Annotated in this window: 14 protein-coding genes; 3 read left to right on the top strand and 11 right to left on the bottom strand. The window is 70.8% G+C overall.

The window, feature by feature from the left end:
* The first annotated feature begins 94 nt into the window (after positions 1-94).
* Positions 95-2,260: an ATP-binding protein gene (locus ACFZB3_RS41180; RefSeq protein WP_391386413.1), complete on the top strand. Its 2,166-nt coding sequence runs from the start codon at positions 95-97 to the stop codon at positions 2,258-2,260.
* A gap of 27 nt (positions 2,261-2,287) precedes the next feature.
* Here the strand turns inward: ACFZB3_RS41180 and rpsD are convergent, their stop codons facing one another.
* The 6 genes from rpsD to ACFZB3_RS41150 form a co-directional block, all read right to left on the bottom strand.
* A complete protein-coding gene (gene rpsD / locus ACFZB3_RS41175) occupies positions 2,288-2,902 on the bottom strand; it encodes a 30S ribosomal protein S4 (RefSeq protein WP_093505354.1) in 615 nt (204 codons plus the stop codon).
* 310 nt (positions 2,903-3,212) lie between these two features.
* Positions 3,213-4,568 (bottom strand): AAA family ATPase, encoded by a 1,356-nt coding sequence (locus ACFZB3_RS41170; protein WP_391386410.1) that lies wholly within the window; start codon positions 4,566-4,568, stop codon positions 3,213-3,215.
* A gap of 59 nt (positions 4,569-4,627) precedes the next feature.
* On the bottom strand, positions 4,628-5,284 hold the full coding sequence (locus ACFZB3_RS41165) for a vitamin K epoxide reductase family protein (RefSeq protein ID WP_391386407.1): 657 nt from the start codon (positions 5,282-5,284) through the stop codon (positions 4,628-4,630).
* A gap of 214 nt (positions 5,285-5,498) precedes the next feature.
* Entirely contained in the window at positions 5,499-6,314 is an 816-nt protein-coding gene (locus ACFZB3_RS41160) for a tetratricopeptide repeat protein (protein ID WP_391386405.1), read from the bottom strand.
* 129 nt (positions 6,315-6,443) lie between these two features.
* Positions 6,444-7,706 carry a histidine--tRNA ligase gene (gene hisS, locus ACFZB3_RS41155; protein ID WP_391386402.1) on the bottom strand — a complete coding sequence of 421 codons (1,263 nt, stop codon included), beginning with the start codon at positions 7,704-7,706 and terminating at the stop codon, positions 6,444-6,446.
* Positions 7,707-7,717: 11 nt separating this feature from the next.
* Entirely contained in the window at positions 7,718-8,437 is a 720-nt protein-coding gene (locus ACFZB3_RS41150; RefSeq protein WP_391386399.1) for an MBL fold metallo-hydrolase, read from the bottom strand.
* Positions 8,438-8,615: 178 nt separating this feature from the next.
* On the opposite strand from ACFZB3_RS41150, the gene ACFZB3_RS41145 reads away from it, so the two are divergent.
* Together ACFZB3_RS41145 and ACFZB3_RS41140 are read left to right on the top strand one after the other, a co-directional pair.
* Complete coding sequence (locus tag ACFZB3_RS41145; protein ID WP_391386396.1) at positions 8,616-9,437, top strand: peptidylprolyl isomerase; 822 nt, start codon at positions 8,616-8,618, stop codon at positions 9,435-9,437.
* 135 nt (positions 9,438-9,572) lie between these two features.
* Positions 9,573-10,802, top strand: a complete 1,230-nt coding sequence (locus ACFZB3_RS41140; RefSeq protein ID WP_391386393.1) for a DUF349 domain-containing protein — start codon at positions 9,573-9,575, stop codon at positions 10,800-10,802.
* 71 nt (positions 10,803-10,873) lie between these two features.
* Here the strand turns inward: ACFZB3_RS41140 and ACFZB3_RS41135 are convergent, their stop codons facing one another.
* The 5 genes from ACFZB3_RS41135 to yajC all read right to left on the bottom strand — a co-directional run bounded on the left by ACFZB3_RS41135 (position 10,874) and on the right by yajC (position 17,769).
* Positions 10,874-13,402 (bottom strand): RelA/SpoT family protein, encoded by a 2,529-nt coding sequence (locus tag ACFZB3_RS41135; protein ID WP_391386392.1) that lies wholly within the window; start codon positions 13,400-13,402, stop codon positions 10,874-10,876.
* A 228-nt stretch (positions 13,403-13,630) separates the two neighbouring features.
* Entirely contained in the window at positions 13,631-14,170 is a 540-nt protein-coding gene (locus ACFZB3_RS41130; protein WP_391386390.1) for an adenine phosphoribosyltransferase, read from the bottom strand.
* Positions 14,167-15,279: a protein translocase subunit SecF gene (secF, locus tag ACFZB3_RS41125; RefSeq protein ID WP_391386387.1), complete on the bottom strand. Its 1,113-nt coding sequence runs from the start codon at positions 15,277-15,279 to the stop codon at positions 14,167-14,169. The genes ACFZB3_RS41130 and secF overlap by 4 nt, the downstream gene beginning before the upstream one ends.
* Before the next feature lie 3 nt (positions 15,280-15,282).
* The gene (gene secD, locus ACFZB3_RS41120) at positions 15,283-17,100 is read right to left on the bottom strand and encodes a protein translocase subunit SecD (RefSeq protein ID WP_391386384.1); all 1,818 of its coding nucleotides are present in this window, start codon (positions 17,098-17,100) and stop codon (positions 15,283-15,285) included.
* A 141-nt stretch (positions 17,101-17,241) separates the two neighbouring features.
* Positions 17,242-17,769 carry a preprotein translocase subunit YajC gene (gene yajC, locus ACFZB3_RS41115; protein WP_391386382.1) on the bottom strand — a complete coding sequence of 176 codons (528 nt, stop codon included), beginning with the start codon at positions 17,767-17,769 and terminating at the stop codon, positions 17,242-17,244.
* Positions 17,770-17,867 lie beyond the last annotated feature (98 nt).

Here is a 17,867-nt window from a genome sequence, read left to right as displayed (position 1 = left end):
ACGCAGGGCTCCGTACCGGATTACCGCGCGCGAGCGGCGGAGTTACGGGAAGCGATTGTACTGACTGAACACGGTTAAGTACGCTCCGTGTCCCATGCGAGGTCCTCAGCGCTCCGGCTCTTCGGCGGACGGCAACCTGCCCCTGGAACTGACCGCCTTCGTGGGCCGGTCGGCCGAACTCGGCGAGCTGTCACGGGCGCTGGAGTCCGGCCGGCTGGTGACGGTGACCGGAGCCGGCGGGGTGGGCAAGTCCCGGCTCGCGGCCCGGGCTGCGGCCGGTGCGGTGCCCCGGGACGGGGTGTGGCGGGTGGAGCTGGCGCCGGTGCGCGATCCGGAGTTCGTGGACTACGCGGTCGTGGAGGCGCTCGGGCTGACCGACCACACCACCCGGCTGCCGCGCGAGACGCTCCTCGGGCAGCTGGCCGGCCGCCGGATCCTGCTGGTCCTCGACGGGTTCGAGCACCTGGTCGACGCGTGCGCGGAGCTGGTGGCCGGGCTGCTGGGGCAACTGCCGGACCTGGCCGTGCTGGCGGTGGGCCGGCGGCCGCTCGGGGTGGCCGGCGAGCGGCTGTTCCCGCTGGGGCCGCTCTGCGAGGACGAGGCGGTGGAGCTGTTCGCCGAGCGCGCCGGGCGGCAGGGGCTGGAGGTGCGGGACTGCGCGGAGGTGCGGGAGGTGTGCCGGCGCCTGGACGGGATCCCGCTGGCGGTCGAGCTGGCGGCGGGGCGGCTGCGGGCCCTGTCGCCGGGGCAGCTGCTGGAGCGGCTCGGCGACCGGTTCCGGCTGCTGACCGGCGGCGGTCAGGACGCCCTCCCCCGCCACCGGACCCTGCGCACCGCGATCGGCTGGAGCCACGAACTGTGCACGCCGGCGGAGCGGTTGCTGTGGGCCCGCCTTTCGGTGTTCGCGGGGGCCTTCGACCTGGAGGCCGCCGAGTACGTGTGCAGCGGGGACGGGCTGGCGGCCGAGGAGGTCCTGGACGTGCTGGCGGAGCTGCTCGCCCAGTCGGTGGTGTCCCGGGAGGAGGCGGGGTCGGGCGTGCGCTACCGGATGCTCGACACCGTGCGGGCGTACGGCGCGGACTGGCTGGTGGCGGCGGGGGACGCGGGGCGGCTGCGGCGCCGGCACCGGGACTGGTTCATGGGGCTGGCGACCTGGTGCGAGCTGGAGTGGTTCTCGCCGCGGCAGGGCGAGGTGGCCGCGCGGGTCGAGGCCGAGCTGCCGAATCTGCGGGCGGCGCTGGACCACTGCCTGACCGAGCCGGACGAGGCGCATCTGGGCCAGTACCTGGCCGGCTCGCTGTGGTTCCACTGGGCGGGCTGCGGACGGCTCTCCGAGGGGCGGCGCTGGCTGGAGCGGAGCCTGGAGCTGGACTCGGAGTATCCGCAGTCCCGGCTGAAGGCGCTGTGGGTGCTCGGCTACGTGGCGATCCTCCAGGGCGACGCGGTGCCCGCGCTGGCCGCGCTCCAGGAGTGCCGTGAGGCGGCCGAGCTGGCCGCCGACCCGACGGCGGTGGCGTACGCGGAACACCGGACCGGCTGTCTGGCGCTGGTCACGGACGACATGACGCGCGCGGAGACGCTGCTGTGCTCGGCCCTCGCCCGTTACCAGGAGATCGGCGAGCTCAACAGCAACGTCCTGATGGCGCAGGTGGAGCTGGCGATGACCAGGGCGTTCCGCGGTGATCTGGCGGACGCGGTGCGGCTGTGCGAGGACGTGCGCCGGGTGTGCGAGGACCACGGCGAGCGCTGGGCCCGCTCGTACGCGCTGTACGTGCTGGCGTACGCGGCCTGGCGGGACGGCGAGCACGCGGCGGCCCGGGAGCTGCTGACCGACTGCCTGGGCCATGCCCACGGTTTCCGGGACCTGCTGGGCTCGGTGCTGTCCATCGAGTTGCTCGCCCTGGTGACCGTGGCGCAGGGCGACCCGGCGGAGGCGGCGGTGCTGCAGGGCGCGGCCGGGCGGATGTGGCCCTCGGTGGGACTGCCGCTGTTCGGCTCGGCGAACTACAACGCCCCGCACGAGCTGTGCGAGGCCACGGCGCGGCGGGCGCTGGGCGACGAGCGGTACGCGGAGTGCGTGCGGCAGGGGGCCCGGCTGGACCGGGAGGCGGCGGTGGCCCGGGCGCTGGAGTACTTCGGGGTGCGGCCGCTGGAAGCGCTGCCCGCGCCGCGCGGGCCGGTACGGCAGCGGCGGGAGGGTGGTGACATGCGGAAGCCCGCCGCCTCGCCCACCCGGAAGGGCGGGGAGACGGCGGGCTGACGCTGAGGTGCTACACCCGGCCGGTGATCAGCGGGCGTAGTACTCGACGACGAGCTGCTCGTCGCAGATGACCGGAACTTCCTTGCGGTTCGGCTCGCGGTCCAGGCGGAACGCCAGGGCCTTGAGGTTCACCTGCAGGTAGCGGGGGGTCTCGCCGTCGGGGGCGAAGCCGCCCTCGCGGGCGATCTGGAAGAGCGTCTTGTCCTTGGAACGGTCGCGGACCTGCACGACGTCGTCCGGGCGGACCCGGAAGGACGGCTTGTCGGTCTTCTGGCCGTTGACCTGGATGTGGCCGTGGACGACCATCTGGCGGGCCTGGTAGATCGTGCGGGCGATGCCCGAACGCAGGACCAGCGCGTCGAGGCGGCGCTCCAGCTCGACGATGAGGGCCTCACCGGTCTTGCCCTGCACCTTGGAGGCACGCTCGTAGGCGCGGACCAGCTGACGCTCGGAGATGTCGTACTGCGCGCGCAGACGCTGCTTCTCCAGCAGACGGACCTTGTAGTCCGAGTTCTGCTTGCGGCCGCGGCCGTGCTCACCCGGCGGGTAGGGGCGGGCCTCGAAGTACTTGACGGCCTTCGGGGTCAGCGCGATGCCGAGGGCACGCGACTTCTTGACCTTGGGGCGGGACTGGTTCGCCACTGTCTCTTTCTTCCTTCTGATATTCGGCTTGTCAGCGTTGAGGGAGGTCGCAATCCGCAGCCGGGGAAACCCTCCGGAACCCGTTGCCGGGTCTGGTGGGCAGCCGCTCCCCTGGTCTGGGCACATACGTGCAGCACGCGAGTGGCCCACCGACCGGTCCCGTCGTCTGTGACCCGACGGATGGTGGTGGGCTGCCCGCGACACCGATCGACGGTGCGCGACGCTCCTGGATCCCCCTGACGGGGGTTCCGGCCGGTTGTCCCGCTCTGACTGCGCGGGACTCGGCGCTCCGGCGAAGTCTACAGGCTGCTCAGGACCGCCTGCGACCGAGGTGCTTCCTGGTCCACTCGACGGCGTCGGCGTACCGCGCCTCGGAGCCGTGCCGGGTCGGGGTGTAGTACTCGCGGTCCCGGACGGTGTCCGGGGCGTACTGCTGCTCGGCGATGCCCTCGGGCAGGTCGTGCGGGTAGACGTAGCCCTGCGCGTGCCCGAGCTTGGCGGCGCCCTTGTAGTGCCCGTCGCGCAGGTGCGGGGGCACCTGGCCGGCCAGTCCCTTGCGGACGTCCTCCATGGCCGCGCCGATCGCGGTGGTCGCGGAGTTGGACTTCGGGGCCAGGGCGAGGGCGATGGTGGCGTGGCTGAGGGTGAGGGCGGCCTCGGGGAAGCCGATCATGGCGACGGCCTGGGCGGCGGCCACGGCTATGGGCAGCGCGTTGGGGTCGGCGAGGCCGATGTCCTCGCTCGCCGAGATCATCAGGCGGCGGGCGATGAAGCGGGGGTCCTCGCCGGCCTCGATCATGCGGGCCAGGTAGTGCAGGGCCGCGTCGACGTCCGACCCCCTGATGGACTTGATGAGGGCGCTGGCGACGTCGTAGTGCTGGTCGCCGTCGCGGTCGTACTTCACCGCGGCCCGGTCGACGACCTCCTCCAGGGTCCCCAGGCCGATCTCCGCCTCGCCCTTGTCGAGGGCGGCCCCGGCGGCGGCCTCCAGGGCGGTCAGGGCGCGGCGGGCGTCGCCGCCGGCGATGCGCAGCAGGTGCTCCTCGGTGTCCTCGGGGAGGGTGACGGCCTCCTTGAGGCCCCGCTCGTCGGCGAGGGCCCGGCGCAGCAGGCCGCGGACGTCGTCGTCGGTGAGCGGTTCGAGGGTGAGGAGCAGGGAGCGGGACAGGAGCGGCGAGATCACCGAGAAGTACGGGTTCTCGGTGGTCGCGGCGATCAGGGTGACCCAGCGGTTCTCGACGGCCGGGAGCAGGGAGTCCTGCTGGGCCTTGCTGAAGCGGTGGATCTCGTCGAGGAAGAGGACGGTCTCCTTGCCGTAGCCCCCGGTGGCGCGGCGGGCTCCGTCGATGACCGCACGGACCTCCTTGACGCCGGCGGTGATCGCGGAGAGCTCCACGAACCGCTTGTCGGTCGCCTTGGAGACGACGTACGCGAGGGTCGTCTTGCCGGTGCCGGGCGGCCCCCAGAGGATCACGGACGGCGGCCCGGCCGGGCCGCCGGAACCCGCGCCGACCAGTCTGCGCAGCGGGGACCCCGGCTTCAGCAGGTGCTGCTGGCCCACCACCTCGTCGAGGGTGCGCGGGCGCATCCGCACCGCCAGGGGGCTCCCGGTCGGGTCCTTCTCCTGGCGTTCTTCTGCGGCGGCGGTGAACAGGTCGGGTTCCACGCTGAAACCCTAAGTCACGGCACTGACAATCCGGCCCGGGCCGTCGGCGGCCCCGGTGGTCAGCTGGTCCAGAAGTCCCACCAGCGGGTCAGGATCAGCATGCCGATGATGCCGATGTGCAGGACCGGCAGCACCCAGGTGAACTCGCCGAAGAAGGACTTCAGCCAGTTCGGGGCGGGCAGGAAGCTCTTGCGGATGTTGAAGGAGGTCACGTACCAGAACATGGTGATCGTGGCGACCCAGGCCAGCGAGCACCACAGGCAGAGCGCGTTGATCCGGTACAGGGACTGGAACTGCAGCCAGGTGCAGAAGCCCACGCCGAAGAGGGTGCCGAAGTTGAAGGTCAGCCAGTACCAGCGCGGGAAGCGGGCGCGGGCCAGCAGGCTCATGCCGACGCAGATGACGATGCCGTAGCAGACCAGGCCGAGCATCGGGTTCGGGAAGCCGAAGGCGGCGGCCTGCTTGGACTCCATGACGCTGCCGCAGGAGACCACCGGGTTGAGGCTGCACCCGGGGGTGAACGTCTTGCCCGCGACCTTGGCTTCCAGCAGCTTGAACTTGTCGATCGTGATGACCCAGGCGGCCAGCAGTCCGGCGGCGCCGGTGATGATCAGCAGCAGCCCGAAGGCGCGGCTGCCGCCCTCGGTGCGCGGTGCCGCGGAGGCGTGCTCGGGCTCGGGCTCGGTGGAGACGTCCTTGACTGTCGTCTTGCTCATCACGCCGATTCCGTCTGTTTGAGAGTTGGAACTTCTTCGGGCAGGGGCCATTGTGCCGCACGAGGCGCCCCGTCCACCGTTCGGTGGAGATAAGGAAGGACGCACGGCCGGCCCGGGGAGTTCGGTTCCGGCCGATGCTCGGGGCCATGACAGCACACGGATTCGAGGTGTCGGTCCTGGGCGCGGACCCGGCGCCGGGCAGGCGCGCGTCCGGTCAGGCGCCGTCGATGCGGTCGAGGAGGGCCCGGGCCTCGGCGACGCGGTAGTGGCCCGGTCCGAAGGCGGTCGCGCAGGCGTCGTGGGCGGCCGCGGCCGGCGGGCGGGCCTCGGCGCCGCGGCCCAGCCCCACGAGGGCGGTCGCCATGGCCAGTTCGACGGCACCGGTCTCGGTGCGGCGATGGTCCTCGGAGAGGCTCCGGTACAGTTCCTCGGCTTGCCGCGCCTCCGTGAGGGCCTCGTCGTGGCGCTCCTGGCCGTTGAGGCTGCGTGCCAGCCCGAGCCGCAGGGCCAGGGTGAGCCGGTCGGGCGAGTCACGGGCGGCCAGGGCGTCGCGGGCGAGCGCCTCGGCCTCCTCGTGGCGCCCCTGCGCGTTGACGGCGTAGATCTGTCCGTTGCGGGCGACGCCCACCAGGATCTGCATCGCCGCTCCGGTGTCGCGGCTCGCGGCCCGCGCGACGGCGGCGCACTCCACCTCGCACTCGGCGTGCCGGCCGAGCGTGATCAGCGTCTGGGCGCGGTTGGCACGCAGTTGCAGCGTCAGCGGGTGTTCGGCACCGTACTCCCTGCCGAAGACCGGCAGCAGCGCGTCGTACTCGGCGAGGGCCTCGCCGTGACGGCCCTGGGCGCCCAGCGCCGCCGCGACGAAACTCCGTGCCGACTTGGCGTGGCCGGCATGGCGCGCGGCCACCGCCCGCGCCTCGGTCTCCGCCGCCGCGTACTGCCCTTCGCGGAAGAGGGTGTTCGCCAGATGCAGGGGAGCACCCACCGGGGGCGGTGTGTCCACGCGGTTGCGCGACCGGAAGATTTTCATGCCCGCAGCGTAGGAATGCCGCGCACACCCGTTCGGAGACATCGCCAAGCGTTTACCGAGCCGGCCAACTGCGCCGATTTCTCGGCGAGTCGACCGGCCGGTGGCATCGTCGCCGGTCAACCTGTCCTGCTAGCCGAGCTTCGACTCCAGCTCCGCCACGATCTCGTCGACGCCCACCGCCGACTGCTCGCCGGACTCCATGTCCTTCAGCTGGACGACGCCCTCGGCGAGGTCCCGCTCGCCGGCGACGATCGTGTAGCGGGCGCCGCTGCGGTTGGCGTTCTTCATGGCGCCCTTGAGGCCCTTGGCGCCGTAGGAGAAGTCCGCCGCGATGCCCACCCGGCGCAGCTCCGTGACCTTCGCGAAGAGCACGCGGCGCGCCTCCTCGCCGAGCGGGACCGCGAAGACGCTGGTGGCGGACGGGATGTCGAGCTCGACGCCCTCGGCCTCCAGCGCGAGCACCGTGCGGTCGACGCCGAGGGCCCAGCCGACGGACGGCAGCGCGGGGCCGCCGATCATCTCGGAGAGGCCGTCGTAGCGGCCGCCGCCGCCCACCGCGGACTGGGAGCCCAGGCCGTCGTGGACGAACTCGAAGGTCGTGCGCGTGTAGTAGTCCAGGCCGCGGACCAGCTTCGGGTCGTCCTCGAAGGCGACGCCGGCCGCCGTGATCAGCTCGCGGACCTCCTCGTGGTACCCCTTGCAGGCGTCGCAGAGGTAGTCGCGCAGGAGGGGGGCGTCGCCGAGCTGCTTCTGGACCGACTCCCGCTTGTCGTCCAGGACGCGCAGCGGGTTGATCTCCGCCCGGCGGAGCGTGTCCTCGTCCAGGTCGAGGCCGCGCAGGAAGTCCTGCAGCGCCGCGCGGTACACCGGGCGGCACTCCCTGTCGCCCAGGCTGTTCAGCAGGATGCGGAAGTCGCGCAGCCCCAGCGAGCGGTACGCCTGGTCGGCCAGGATGATCAGCTCGGCGTCCAGCGCCGGGTCCTCGGCACCGATCGCCTCGGCACCGACCTGCGAGAAGTGGCGGTAACGGCCCTTCTGCGGGCGCTCGTAGCGGTAGTACGAGCCGGAGTACCAGAGCTTGACGGGGAGGTTGCCGGTCTTGTGGAGGTTGGCCTCCAGGGCGGCGCGCAGCACGGAGGCCGTGCCCTCGGGGCGCAGGGCCAGCTTGTCGCCGCCCTTCGTCTCGAACGCGTACATCTCCTTGGTGACGATGTCGGTGGACTCGCCGACACCGCGCGCGAAGAGCTCGACGTTCTCGAAGCCCGGGGTCTCGATGTAGCCGTAGCCGGAGTTGCGCAGCGGCGCGGCGATCGCCTCGCGGACGGCCAGGTACTTGGCGCTCTCCGGGGGGATCAGGTCGTACGTGCCCTTGGGGGCCTGAAAGGTGCTCACGGAAGTTCTCGTCACATTCCTCGTCGGGGAGCGTCGGCTTGCGCACTGTGACCTTGGCGGCCTGCGGCCGCTTGCCGCAGATGGGCGTTGGTGGCGCGCTCCTGGCCGATGGTCGTCTGGGGGCCGTGGCCGGACAGCACCACGGTGGAGTCGTCGAGCGGCAGGCACACCCGGGCCAGCGAGGCCAGCATGTCGTCCATGGAGCCGCCCGGCAGGTCCGTGCGTCCGATGGAGCCGGCGAAGAGCAGATCGCCCGAGAAGAAGACCGAGGGGATGTCGGCCGTCTCGGGCATCCGAAAGGTCACCGACCCCCTGGTATGGCCCGGCGCGTGCGCGACGGAGAACTCCAGTCCGGCCAGCTCCAGCCGCGCGCCGTCGGTCAGTTCGAGGACGTCGTCCGGCTCCCCCACGGTCAGCTCGCCCATCAGCGGCATGCCGATGGACCGGCCGAGCGCCTTCTCGGGGTCGCTCAGCATGTACCGGTCCTCGGGGTGGATCCAGGCCGGTACGTCGTGCGCCCCGCAGACGGGGACGACCGAGGCGACGTGGTCGATGTGGCCGTGGGTGAGGACGACGGCGACGGGCTTGAGCCGATGCTTCCGCAGTGCTTCCTCGACGCCTTCGGCGGCCTGGTGGCCGGGGTCGATGATCACGCACTCCGCGCCGGCGGCGGGGGCGACGAGATAACAGTTCGTCCCCCAGGCCCCGGCGGGGAACCCGGCAATGAGCACGATCGTCCTTCGTTGTGTCGGTTCGGGTGGCTACAAGCTGTGGTCCAGAGCCTACCGGCGCTGCCGTTTCCTCAGCGAACCCATATACGGTACGGGGCTACACGCAGCAGTCGGCTCACACAGCGCACAGGACGCACGCGTACCGGTCGACACACGACACGCATGAGGAGAGAACCCGGTGGTCAGCCAGGAGCAGCGGCGGCGTCAGCTCGCCCGGGAGAAGTTCTTGCGGCAGCAGCAGCGGCGTACCAGCGCACGGCGCAAGACACGCATGCGCAACTCCGTGATCGCGTCGGTGCTCGGCGTGATCGTGATCGGCAGCGTCACGCTGTACATGACCGGGGCGCTGAAGAACGACGGCAAGGCGAACGCCAGCTCGGAGACGACGCCCAGCGCCTCCGCCTCGCCCAGCAAGGCTCCGGACCCGTGCGAGAAGGCCGCGGCCGGCTCGGTGAAGAAGATGAGCTGGAAGAAGGAGCCGGCGATGACGATCGACACGTCGGCGAAGTACACGATGACGCTGTCGACGACCTGCGGCGACATCGGCATCGCGCTGAAGACGTCGGCGGCCCCGCACACGGTGAACTCGTTCGACTTCCTCGCGTCGAAGGGCTACTTCGACCACAGCAAGTGCCACCGCCTCACCACCAACGGCATCTACGTGCTGCAGTGCGGCGACCCGACGGGGACCGGAAGCGGTGGTCCGGGCTACACGATCCCCGACGAGAACCTGAAGGACAAAAGCCTGACGGGCGGCGTCTACCCGGCGGGTACGGTCGCGATGGCCAACACGGGCCAGAAGCACACCGGTGGCAGCCAGTTCTTCCTGGTCTACCAGGACAGCCAGTTGCCGGCCAGCTACACCCCGTTCGGCACCGTGGACGCGGCCGGAATGAAGATCCTGAAGAAAATCGCCGCCGCGGGCGAGAACACCGGACAGGGTGACGGAGCCCCGAACGCGACGGTCGTGATCAACAAGGTCACAGTCGCGAAATCCTGACCACGAACTGCGAAATTTCGGTCGCGCGGGATGCGGACAGGCAACCCGCCGGTCGCCTATGTTGGCCGTGACGAAACTGTGGACGATGCCCGGGGGCGCTGAGGCCCCTCGCGGGCATCATGTGGAGGAGGCGCTGTGAGCAGCGACCCGTGGGGCCGCGTCGACGAGACGGGGACCGTGTACGTGCGTACGGCCGACGGCGAGCAGGTCGTCGGGTCCTGGCAGGCCGGCTCCCCCGAGGAGGCGTTGGCCTACTTCGAGCGCAAGTACGAGGGCCTGGTTGTCGAGATCGGCCTCCTCGAAAAGCGAGTCCAGACCACCGACCTGTCCGCGAAGGACGCCCAGGTCGCCATCGACCACCTGCGCGAGCAGGTGGAGGCGCACCACGCGGTCGGTGACCTGGAGTCGTTGCGGACCCGGCTGGGCGAGCTGGTGAAGACCGTGGACTCGCGCCGCGAGGAGCGCCGGGCGCAGCGTGCCAAGCAGTCCGACGAGGCCCGTCAGGCCAAGGAGGACCTGGTCGTCGAGGCGGAGCAGCTGGCGCAGTCCGACCAGTGGCGGGCGGCCGGTGAGCGGCTGCGGTCCCTGGTGGACACCTGGAAGGGCCTGCCGCGTCTGGACCGCAAGTCGGACGACGAGCTGTGGCACCGCTTCTCGCACGCCCGGTCGGCGTTCTCCAAGCGCCGCAAGGCGCACTTCGCGCAGCTCGACGCGCAGCGTGAGGACGCCCGCAAGGCCAAGGAGAAGCTGGTCGCCGAGGCGGAGTCGCTGTCCGACTCGACGGACTGGGGTCCCACGGCCGCGCGCTACCGCGAGCTGATGGCCGAGTGGAAGGCCGCCGGCCGTGCGCAGCGCGAGCACGAGGACGACCTGTGGAACCGCTTCCGCGGTGCCCAGGACGTGTTCTTCGCGGCGCGCGGGTCCGCCTTCGCGGAGCGGGACGCGGAGCAGACGGAGAACCTGAAGCTGAAGGAGGAGCTGGCCGCCGAGGCCGAGAAGCTCCTGCCGATCGGCGACTTGAAGTCCGCGCGGTCCGCCTTCCGTTCGATCAACGAGCGGTGGGAGGCCATCGGCCACGTGCCGCGCGACGCGCGTCCGAAGGTCGAGGGCCGGATGCACACGGTCGACCGGGCCATCCAGGAGGCCGAGGAGGCCGAGTGGCGCCGGACCAACCCGGAGGCACGCGCGCGTGCCGCGGGTCTGACCGGCCAGCTGCAGGCCGCCGTGGACAAGCTGAGGACGCAGATCGAGCAGGCCCGCGCCCAGGGCAACTCGTCGAAGGCGGAGAAGCTGGAGCGCGAGCTGGAGGGCCGCCAGGCGCTCCTGGACCAGGCTCTGAAGGGTCTCCAGGAGTTCGGCGGCTAGTTTCCCGTCGACACCGAGAGGGGCCCCGTACACGGCGTACGGGGCCCCTCTCGTCGTATGCCGGTCCGCCGCTACGACCGGTTGCGCGCCGACGTGACCCGGTAGACGTCGTACACGCCCTCCACGCCCCGTACGGCCTTCAGGACGTGGCCCAGGTGCTTGGGGTCGCCCATCTCGAAGGTGAAGCGGGAGGTGGCCACCCGGTCGCGGGAGGTCTGGACGGCCGCGGAGAGGATGTTGACGTGCTGGTCGGACAGGACGCGGGTGACGTCCGACAGGAGCCGGGACCGGTCCAGGGCCTCGACCTGGATGGCGACCAGGAAGACCGAGGACTGGGTGGGCGCCCACTCGACGTCGAGGATGCGCTCGGGCTCGCGGGACAGCGACTCGACGTTGACGCAGTCGCTGCGGTGCACCGACACCCCGCTGCCGCGCGTGACGAAGCCGATGATCGGGTCGCCGGGCACGGGGGTGCAGCAGCGGGCCAGCTTGACCCAGACGTCGTCGACGCCCTTCACGACCACACCGGGGTCCTGGCTGCTGCGCCGCTTGCTGCGGCGGCCGCGGGTCGGCGGGACCGCCTCGTCGATCTCCTCGGTGGCCGCCTCCTCGCCGCCGAGCGCGGACACCAGCTTCTGCACGACGTTCTGCGCGGCCACATGGCCCTCGCCGATCGCCGCGTACAGCGAGGAGATGTCCGGGTAGCGCATCTCGTGCGCCAGCGTGACCAGCGAGTCGCCGGTGAGGATGCGCTGGATCGGCAGGTTCTGCTTGCGCATGGCGCGGACGATGGCGTCCTTGCCCTGCTCGATCGCCTCGTCCCGGCGCTCCTTGGAGAACCAGCCGCGGATCTTGTTGCGGGCGCGCGGGGACTTGACGAAGCCGAGCCAGTCGCGGGACGGTCCCGCGCCGGCCGCCTTGGAGGTGAAGACCTCGACCAGGTCGCCGTTGTCCAGCGTCGATTCGAGCGGGACGAGACGGCCGTTGACGCGCGCGCCTATCGTGCGGTGGCCGACCTCGGTGTGGACCGCGTACGCGAAGTCGACCGGGGTGGCCCCGGCCGGGAGCGCTATGACGTCGCCCTTGGGCGTGAAGACGAAGACCTCGTTGCGGGACAGGTCGAAGCGCAGGGACTCCAGGAACTCGCTGGGGTCCTCGGTCTCCTTCTGCCAGTCCAGCAACTGCCGCAGCCAGGCCATGTCGTTGAGGTGGTCGTCCTTGCCCTTGCCGGACGACTTCGGCACGTCGGTACGGACCTTGGAGGCGCCGGCGACGGCCTCCTGCTTGTACTTCCAGTGCGCGGCGATGCCGTACTCGGCGCGGCGGTGCATGTCGAACGTGCGGATCTGGAGTTCGACGGGCTTGCCGTTGGGGCCGATGACCGTCGTGTGCAGCGACTGGTACATGTTGAACTTGGGCATCGCGATGTAGTCCTTGAAGCGCCCCGGAACCGGGTTCCAGCGCGCGTGGACGGTGCCCAGGGCCGCGTAGCAGTCGCGGACGGTGTCCACCAGGACGCGGATGCCCACCAGGTCGTAGATCTCCGCGAAGTCCCGGCCGCGGACGATCATCTTCTGGTAGACGCTGTAGTAGTGCTTCGGGCGGCCGGTGACGGTCGCCTTGATGCGGGCGGCGCGCAGGTCGGCCTGGACCTCGTCGGTCACTATCGCGAGGTACTCGTCGCGCTTGGGGGCGCGCTCGGCGACCAGGCGGACGATTTCGTCGTACATCTTGGGGTAGAGGATCGCGAACGCGAGGTCCTCCAGCTCCCACTTGATGGTGTTCATGCCCAGCCGGTGGGCGAGCGGCGCGTAGATCTCCAGGGTCTCGCGCGCCTTCTTCTCCTGCTTCTCGCGCTTGAGGTAGCGCATGGTGCGCATGTTGTGCAGGCGGTCGGCGAGCTTGATGACCAGGACGCGCGGGTCCTTGGCCATGGCGACGACCATCTTGCGCACGGTCTCGGCCTGCGCGGCCTCGCCGAACTTGACCTTGTCCAGCTTGGTGACGCCGTCGACGAGCAGCGCGACGACGTCGCCGAAGTCGCGGCGCAGGTCCTCCAGGCCGTACTCGGTGTCCTCGACGGTGTCGTGCAGCAGGCCCGCCATCAGGGTCGCCGGGTCCATGCCCAGCTCGGCGAGGATGGTGGTCACCGCGAGCGGGTGCGTGATGTACGGGTCGCCGCTCTTGCGCTTCTGGCCGCGGTGCCAGCGCTCGGCGACCTGGTAGGCGCGCTCGATCTGGCGGAGCGTGGCGTTCTCGATCTTGGGGTCGTTGCTGCGGACTATGCGCAGCAGCGGCTCCAGGACCGGGTTGTAGGGGTTCGCGCGCTGCACGCCGAGGCGGGCCAGGCGGGCGCGGACGCGGTTGGAGGAACCGGAGCGTGCGGGCTGGCCGCTGTTGGGGCGGGTCGCGGGGCGCTCGGGCGGGGCCGGCTTGGGGCGCGAGGTCTCGGCCGACTTCTCGACCGGCGCGGACTGTGCGTGCTCGACCGGCCCACGGGTGTCGTTCTTCGTCTGCGACACGTTCGGCGCGGGCTTGGCCGCGGGCGCCGAGGCAGGCTCGGGCTTGGCGGCTGTCAGTGGCTGGGCCTCGTCTGGCAAGAGGGCTCCTCGTGCGCGATCCGGGTCCCCCGGTCAGGCTCCGGAGTGCCCATGGTAGCGATCCTGGGCCATGTCATCGCCTGCAGGCCGGACGGAGGACCGTATACGGGAGAAACACTGGAGGCTGCCGTGGGATTCCACAGGGGTGGCGTGCGGGTTGTCCGGGGCCGCGCGGAACGCGAAACGGCCGCCCCCGAGAGGGCGGCCGCTTGGTCGGTCGTACGACGCTCAGACCTGGAGGAGGGCCTCCAGCGGCGCTCCCCGCAGGGCCGGCTCCAGGCGGCCGCGGCCGCCCAGGAAGCCCAGCTCCATCAGGACCGCGACGCCCGCTACCCCGGCGCCGGCGCGGTGGATCAGCTCGACCGCGGCCTCCGCGGTGCCGCCGGTGGCGAGCACGTCGTCGACGATCAGGATCCGGTCGTCCGTGCCGAGGTCCTCGGCGTGCACCTCGATCTCGGCAGAGCCGTACTCCAGCTCGTAGGCCTGGCGGAGGGTGGCTCCGGGGAGCTTGCCCGCCTTGCGGACCGGGATGAAGCCGAGGCCGGCGCGGACGGCGACCGGGGCGCCCAGGATGAAGCCGCGGGCCTCCAGGCCGACGATCTTGGTGGCGCCGGTGCGCTCGGCGATCTCCGCGAGGGCGTCGGTGAGCGCGGTGAACGCGGCCGGGTCCGCCAGGAGCGGGGTGATGTCCTTGAACATCACGCCCTGCTCCGGGTAGTCCTCGACGTCCCGGATACGGCTGAGCAGCAGTTCCTCGATGTCGGTCACCGGCGCTTCCCCGACGGGCGGCCGCGGCCGCCGCGGTTGCGGGACGCGGGCTGGTTGCGCGGGCCTACGACGGCCGGAGCGGCGTCGTCGGATCCCTCGTCGGAGCCGCCCACGCGGGCCTCGGCCATCTCGTCCTCGGCCGCGGCCTGGGCACGCTTGGCGAGGACGCGCTTCTTCAGGGCCTTCATCTGCGGCTCGGCCTCCTTGAGGTCGGCGACCAGCGGCGTGGCGATGAAGATCGACGAGTAGGCACCGGCGGCGAGACCGACGAACAGCGACAGCGAGATGTCGTTGAGCGTGCCCGCGCCGAGGAAGCCGCCGCCGATGAACAGCAGGCCCGCGACCGGCAGCAGCGCGACCACCGTGGTGTTGATCGAACGGACCAGGGTGCCGTTGATCGAGTGGTTGGCGATGTCGCTGTAGGTGAAGCGGGTCTGCTTGGTGATGTCCTTGGTCTGCTCCTTGAGGCTGTCGAAGACGACGACCGTGTCGTAGAGCGAGTAACCGAGGATCGTGAGCAGGCCGATGACCGTGCCGGGCGTGACCTCGAAGCCGACCAGGGCGTAGATACCGGTCGTGATGGTGATGTCGTGGATCAGCGCGACCAGGGCCGCGAGCGCCATCCGCCACTCGAAGGCGATCGCCAGGTAGATCACCACGAGGACCATGAAGATGCCGAGGCCTTCCCAGGCCTTGTTGGCGATCTCGTCACCCCAGCTGGGGCCGACCAGGTCGGAGTTGATGGACTCGGGGTCCACGTTCATGTCCTTGGCCAGCTTGGCCTTGGTCGCGTCCGACTTCTCGGTGTCCATGCCGGCGATCTGGATGCGCAGGCCGCCCGTGCCGAGCTTCTGCACGACCGCGTCGTGGCCGGAGGCCTCCTTCGCGAAGGTCTCCGCCTGGGACACCGAGACGCTGGTCTTCGAGGTGGTGAAGACGGCGCCGCCCTGGAAGTCGATGCCCATGTTCAGGCCGCGCACCGCCAGGCCGACGATGGCCGTGATGGTGATCAGGATGGAGATGCCGTACCAGATCTTGCGCTTGCCGACGAAGTCGTAGCTGATCTCGCCGCGGTGCAGTCGGGCGCCGAGGTTGCCGAGTTTCGACATCGCTCACGCTTCCTTCGGGTCGACAGGACCGGCGGTGGGGCCGGCGGGACGGCGGGTGCGGCGCAGCGGGGCCTTGGCGCCCAGGCCCTTCGGGTCGAGGCCCGACCACTTGTGGCCGCTCGCGAAGAACTTACGCCGGGCGAGGATCGTCATCAGCGGCTTGGTGAAGAAGAAGACGACGACCACGTCGAGCACGGTGGTCAGACCGAGGGTGAACGCGAAGCCCTGGACCTTGCCGACGGTCACGATGAACAGCACGGCGGCGGCCAGGAACGACACGAAGTCGGAGACCAGGATGGTGCGCCGGGCGCGCGGCCAGGCCCGCTCGACGGCGGGGCGCAGCGTGCGGCCCTCGCGGATCTCGTCCCGGATGCGTTCGAAGAACACGATGAACGAGTCCGCCGTGATGCCGATCGCGACGATCGCACCGCAGACGGCGGGCAGGTTCAGCGCGAAGTGGATCGTGGGGCCGAGCAGCGACATGATCGTGTAGGTGAGGGCCGCGGAGACCAGCAGCGAGGGGATCGCGATCAGCGACAGGCCGCGGTAGAAGGCCAGCAGGTAGATGATGACCAGCGCGAGGCCGATGGCGCCCGCGATCAGGCCGGCGTGCAGCTGCTGGCCGCCGAGGGCGGCGGTCACGGTGGTGACGCTCTCGGTCCTGAAGGAGAGCGGGAGCGCGCCGTAGGACAGCATGTTGGAGAGGCTCTGGGCCTCTTCCTGGGTGAAGCTGCCGGAGATCTCCGCCTGGCCGCCGGTGATCGACTGGCTCACGGTCGGGCTGGAGACGACCTCGCCGTCGAGGACGATGCCGAACTCGTTCGTCGGCTGGGAGGCGTTCTTGGCGAGCTCGGCGGTGACGTCCGCGAACTTCTTGGCTCCACCGGAGGTGAAGGACATCTGGACCTGCCAGCCGGAGGCGCCCTGCGTGTCGAAGACGGCCTGGGCCTTCTTGACATCGGTGCCGTCCACGCGCGCCGGGCCGAGCACGTACTTGTACCAGGCGCCGCCGATCTGGCCGCAGGCCACGGTGGTGTCGGTCGGCTTGGCGCTCTTGCCGGCGGTGGCGCGCTGCGCGGCCTTGGTGCAGTCCAGCGCGGTGTACTCGGCCTCCAGCTTCGAGGCCGCGGCGGAGGCGCTGGCAGAGGCGCTCGCGTCGGCCGAGGAGGTGGCGGAGGGGCTCGCCGACGAGGAGGCGGACGCCGAGGACGACGCCGTGGAGCCGGCCTTCAGGGCGTCGGTGACCGCGCGGCCCTGCGAGGTGGCCGAGGACGACGGCGAGGACGACGGCGAGGCGGACGACCCGGTCGCCGTCTGGGACCCGGACGCGCTGCTCGACGGGGAGGAGCTCGGGGAGGCGCTGGAGCTGCCGCTGGCGGACGCGCTCGGGGAGGCGCTCGACGCCGCGGCGCCGCTGGCCTCCTGGGCCAGGACCGGGCGGAAGTACAGCTTCGCGGTGGTGCCGACCTGCTGGCGGGCCTCTGCGGAGTTCGTGCCCTTGGGGATGTTGACGATGATGTTGCTGGTGCCCTGGGTCTGGACCTCTGCCTCGGACACGCCCAGACCGTTGACACGGCGGTTCATGATCTCGACCGCGGTGTTCATGTTGGTCTTGTTGATCGCGTTGGGCTGGCCCGGCTCGTTCCTCGCCTGCAGCGTGATGCTCGTACCACCGGCCAGGTCGATACCGAGACGCGGAGTGGTGTTTCCGGAGGCGAACATTCCGCCGGTGAGCGCCACGATGGCGATCAGGATGAGGGCCAGCGAGCGCCCTGGCTTGCTCTGGGCGCTCGCGCTCCGGCCCCTCTTAGGTGCTGCCACCTTCTCGTACTCCCTCTCGGGCCGCCGCGCGCCTGGTCGGTGCGGTCGGCCATGACATGGTGTCGGGATCCCGTGCGGGAAACAGACGCACCCGGGGTGCGGGGTGCGCGTGGGATGTGCGCACCGCTCCCCGGGACACGGCTACTTCGCGTCGGAGTCGCCGTCGGTCTTCTTCGGCTCTTCGTCAGCCTTCGCCTCGGCGGTCGCGGACTCGGCCGGCCCGTCGGTCGTGCCCTCCTCGTCCTCGGCCCCGGCGGCGTCCTTCTTCCCGAGGTCGACGGCCTTGTCGTCGGAGGCGGCGGCAGCTTCGGCAGGCTCGTCGTCGGTCTCGGTGAGGGAGGAGGCGTCGTCCGGGACGACGTCGGCGTCGGACTTCAGGTCGTGCTCGACGCCGTGCACGATGCGGTTGTACTCGTCGTCCGTGAGGATGGCGCCGATCGCGTTCTTCGCGAAGAGGAGGTCGACGCCCGGACCGGCGTCGAGGAGGACCGTGTCCTCGTTCACTTCCTTGACCGTCGCGTACATGCCCCCGATGGTGCGGACCCCGTTGCCGGGCTGGATCTCGTTCCGCATCTGGGTGGCCTGCTGCTGGCGCTTCCGGGTGGAACGCGTCATCAGGAACATGGCCGCGATGAGGACGATGAACACGAGAAGAGGCAAGCTATTCACGGGACGGAATTTCCTTCGCGCAGCCGCGGCGGTGAGCGGCCTGGATGATGGGGGTGTGGTCGGCGCCGCCCGCAAAGGCGGCATCGGCGGAGTCTAAG

The sequence above is a fragment of the Streptomyces sp. NPDC008092 genome (assembly GCF_042957285.1).
Classification (GTDB): Bacteria; Actinomycetota; Actinomycetes; order Streptomycetales; family Streptomycetaceae; genus Streptomyces.
The sequence above is the reverse complement of the archived record's forward strand: the minus strand, read 5'-3'. Positions and strand labels throughout refer to the sequence as shown.

Coding starts and splice junctions, on each gene's coding strand:
- ACFZB3_RS41180 (WP_391386413.1), top strand. CDS start 95: ATGCGAGGTCCTCAGCGCTCCGGCTCTTCGGCGGACGGCAACCTGCCC.
- ACFZB3_RS41165 (WP_391386407.1), bottom strand. CDS start 5,284: ATGAGCAAGACGACAGTCAAGGACGTCTCCACCGAGCCCGAGCCCGAG.
- ACFZB3_RS41160 (WP_391386405.1), bottom strand. CDS start 6,314: ATGAAAATCTTCCGGTCGCGCAACCGCGTGGACACACCGCCCCCGGTG.
- secF (WP_391386387.1), bottom strand. CDS start 15,279: ATGTCGAAACTCGGCAACCTCGGCGCCCGACTGCACCGCGGCGAGATC.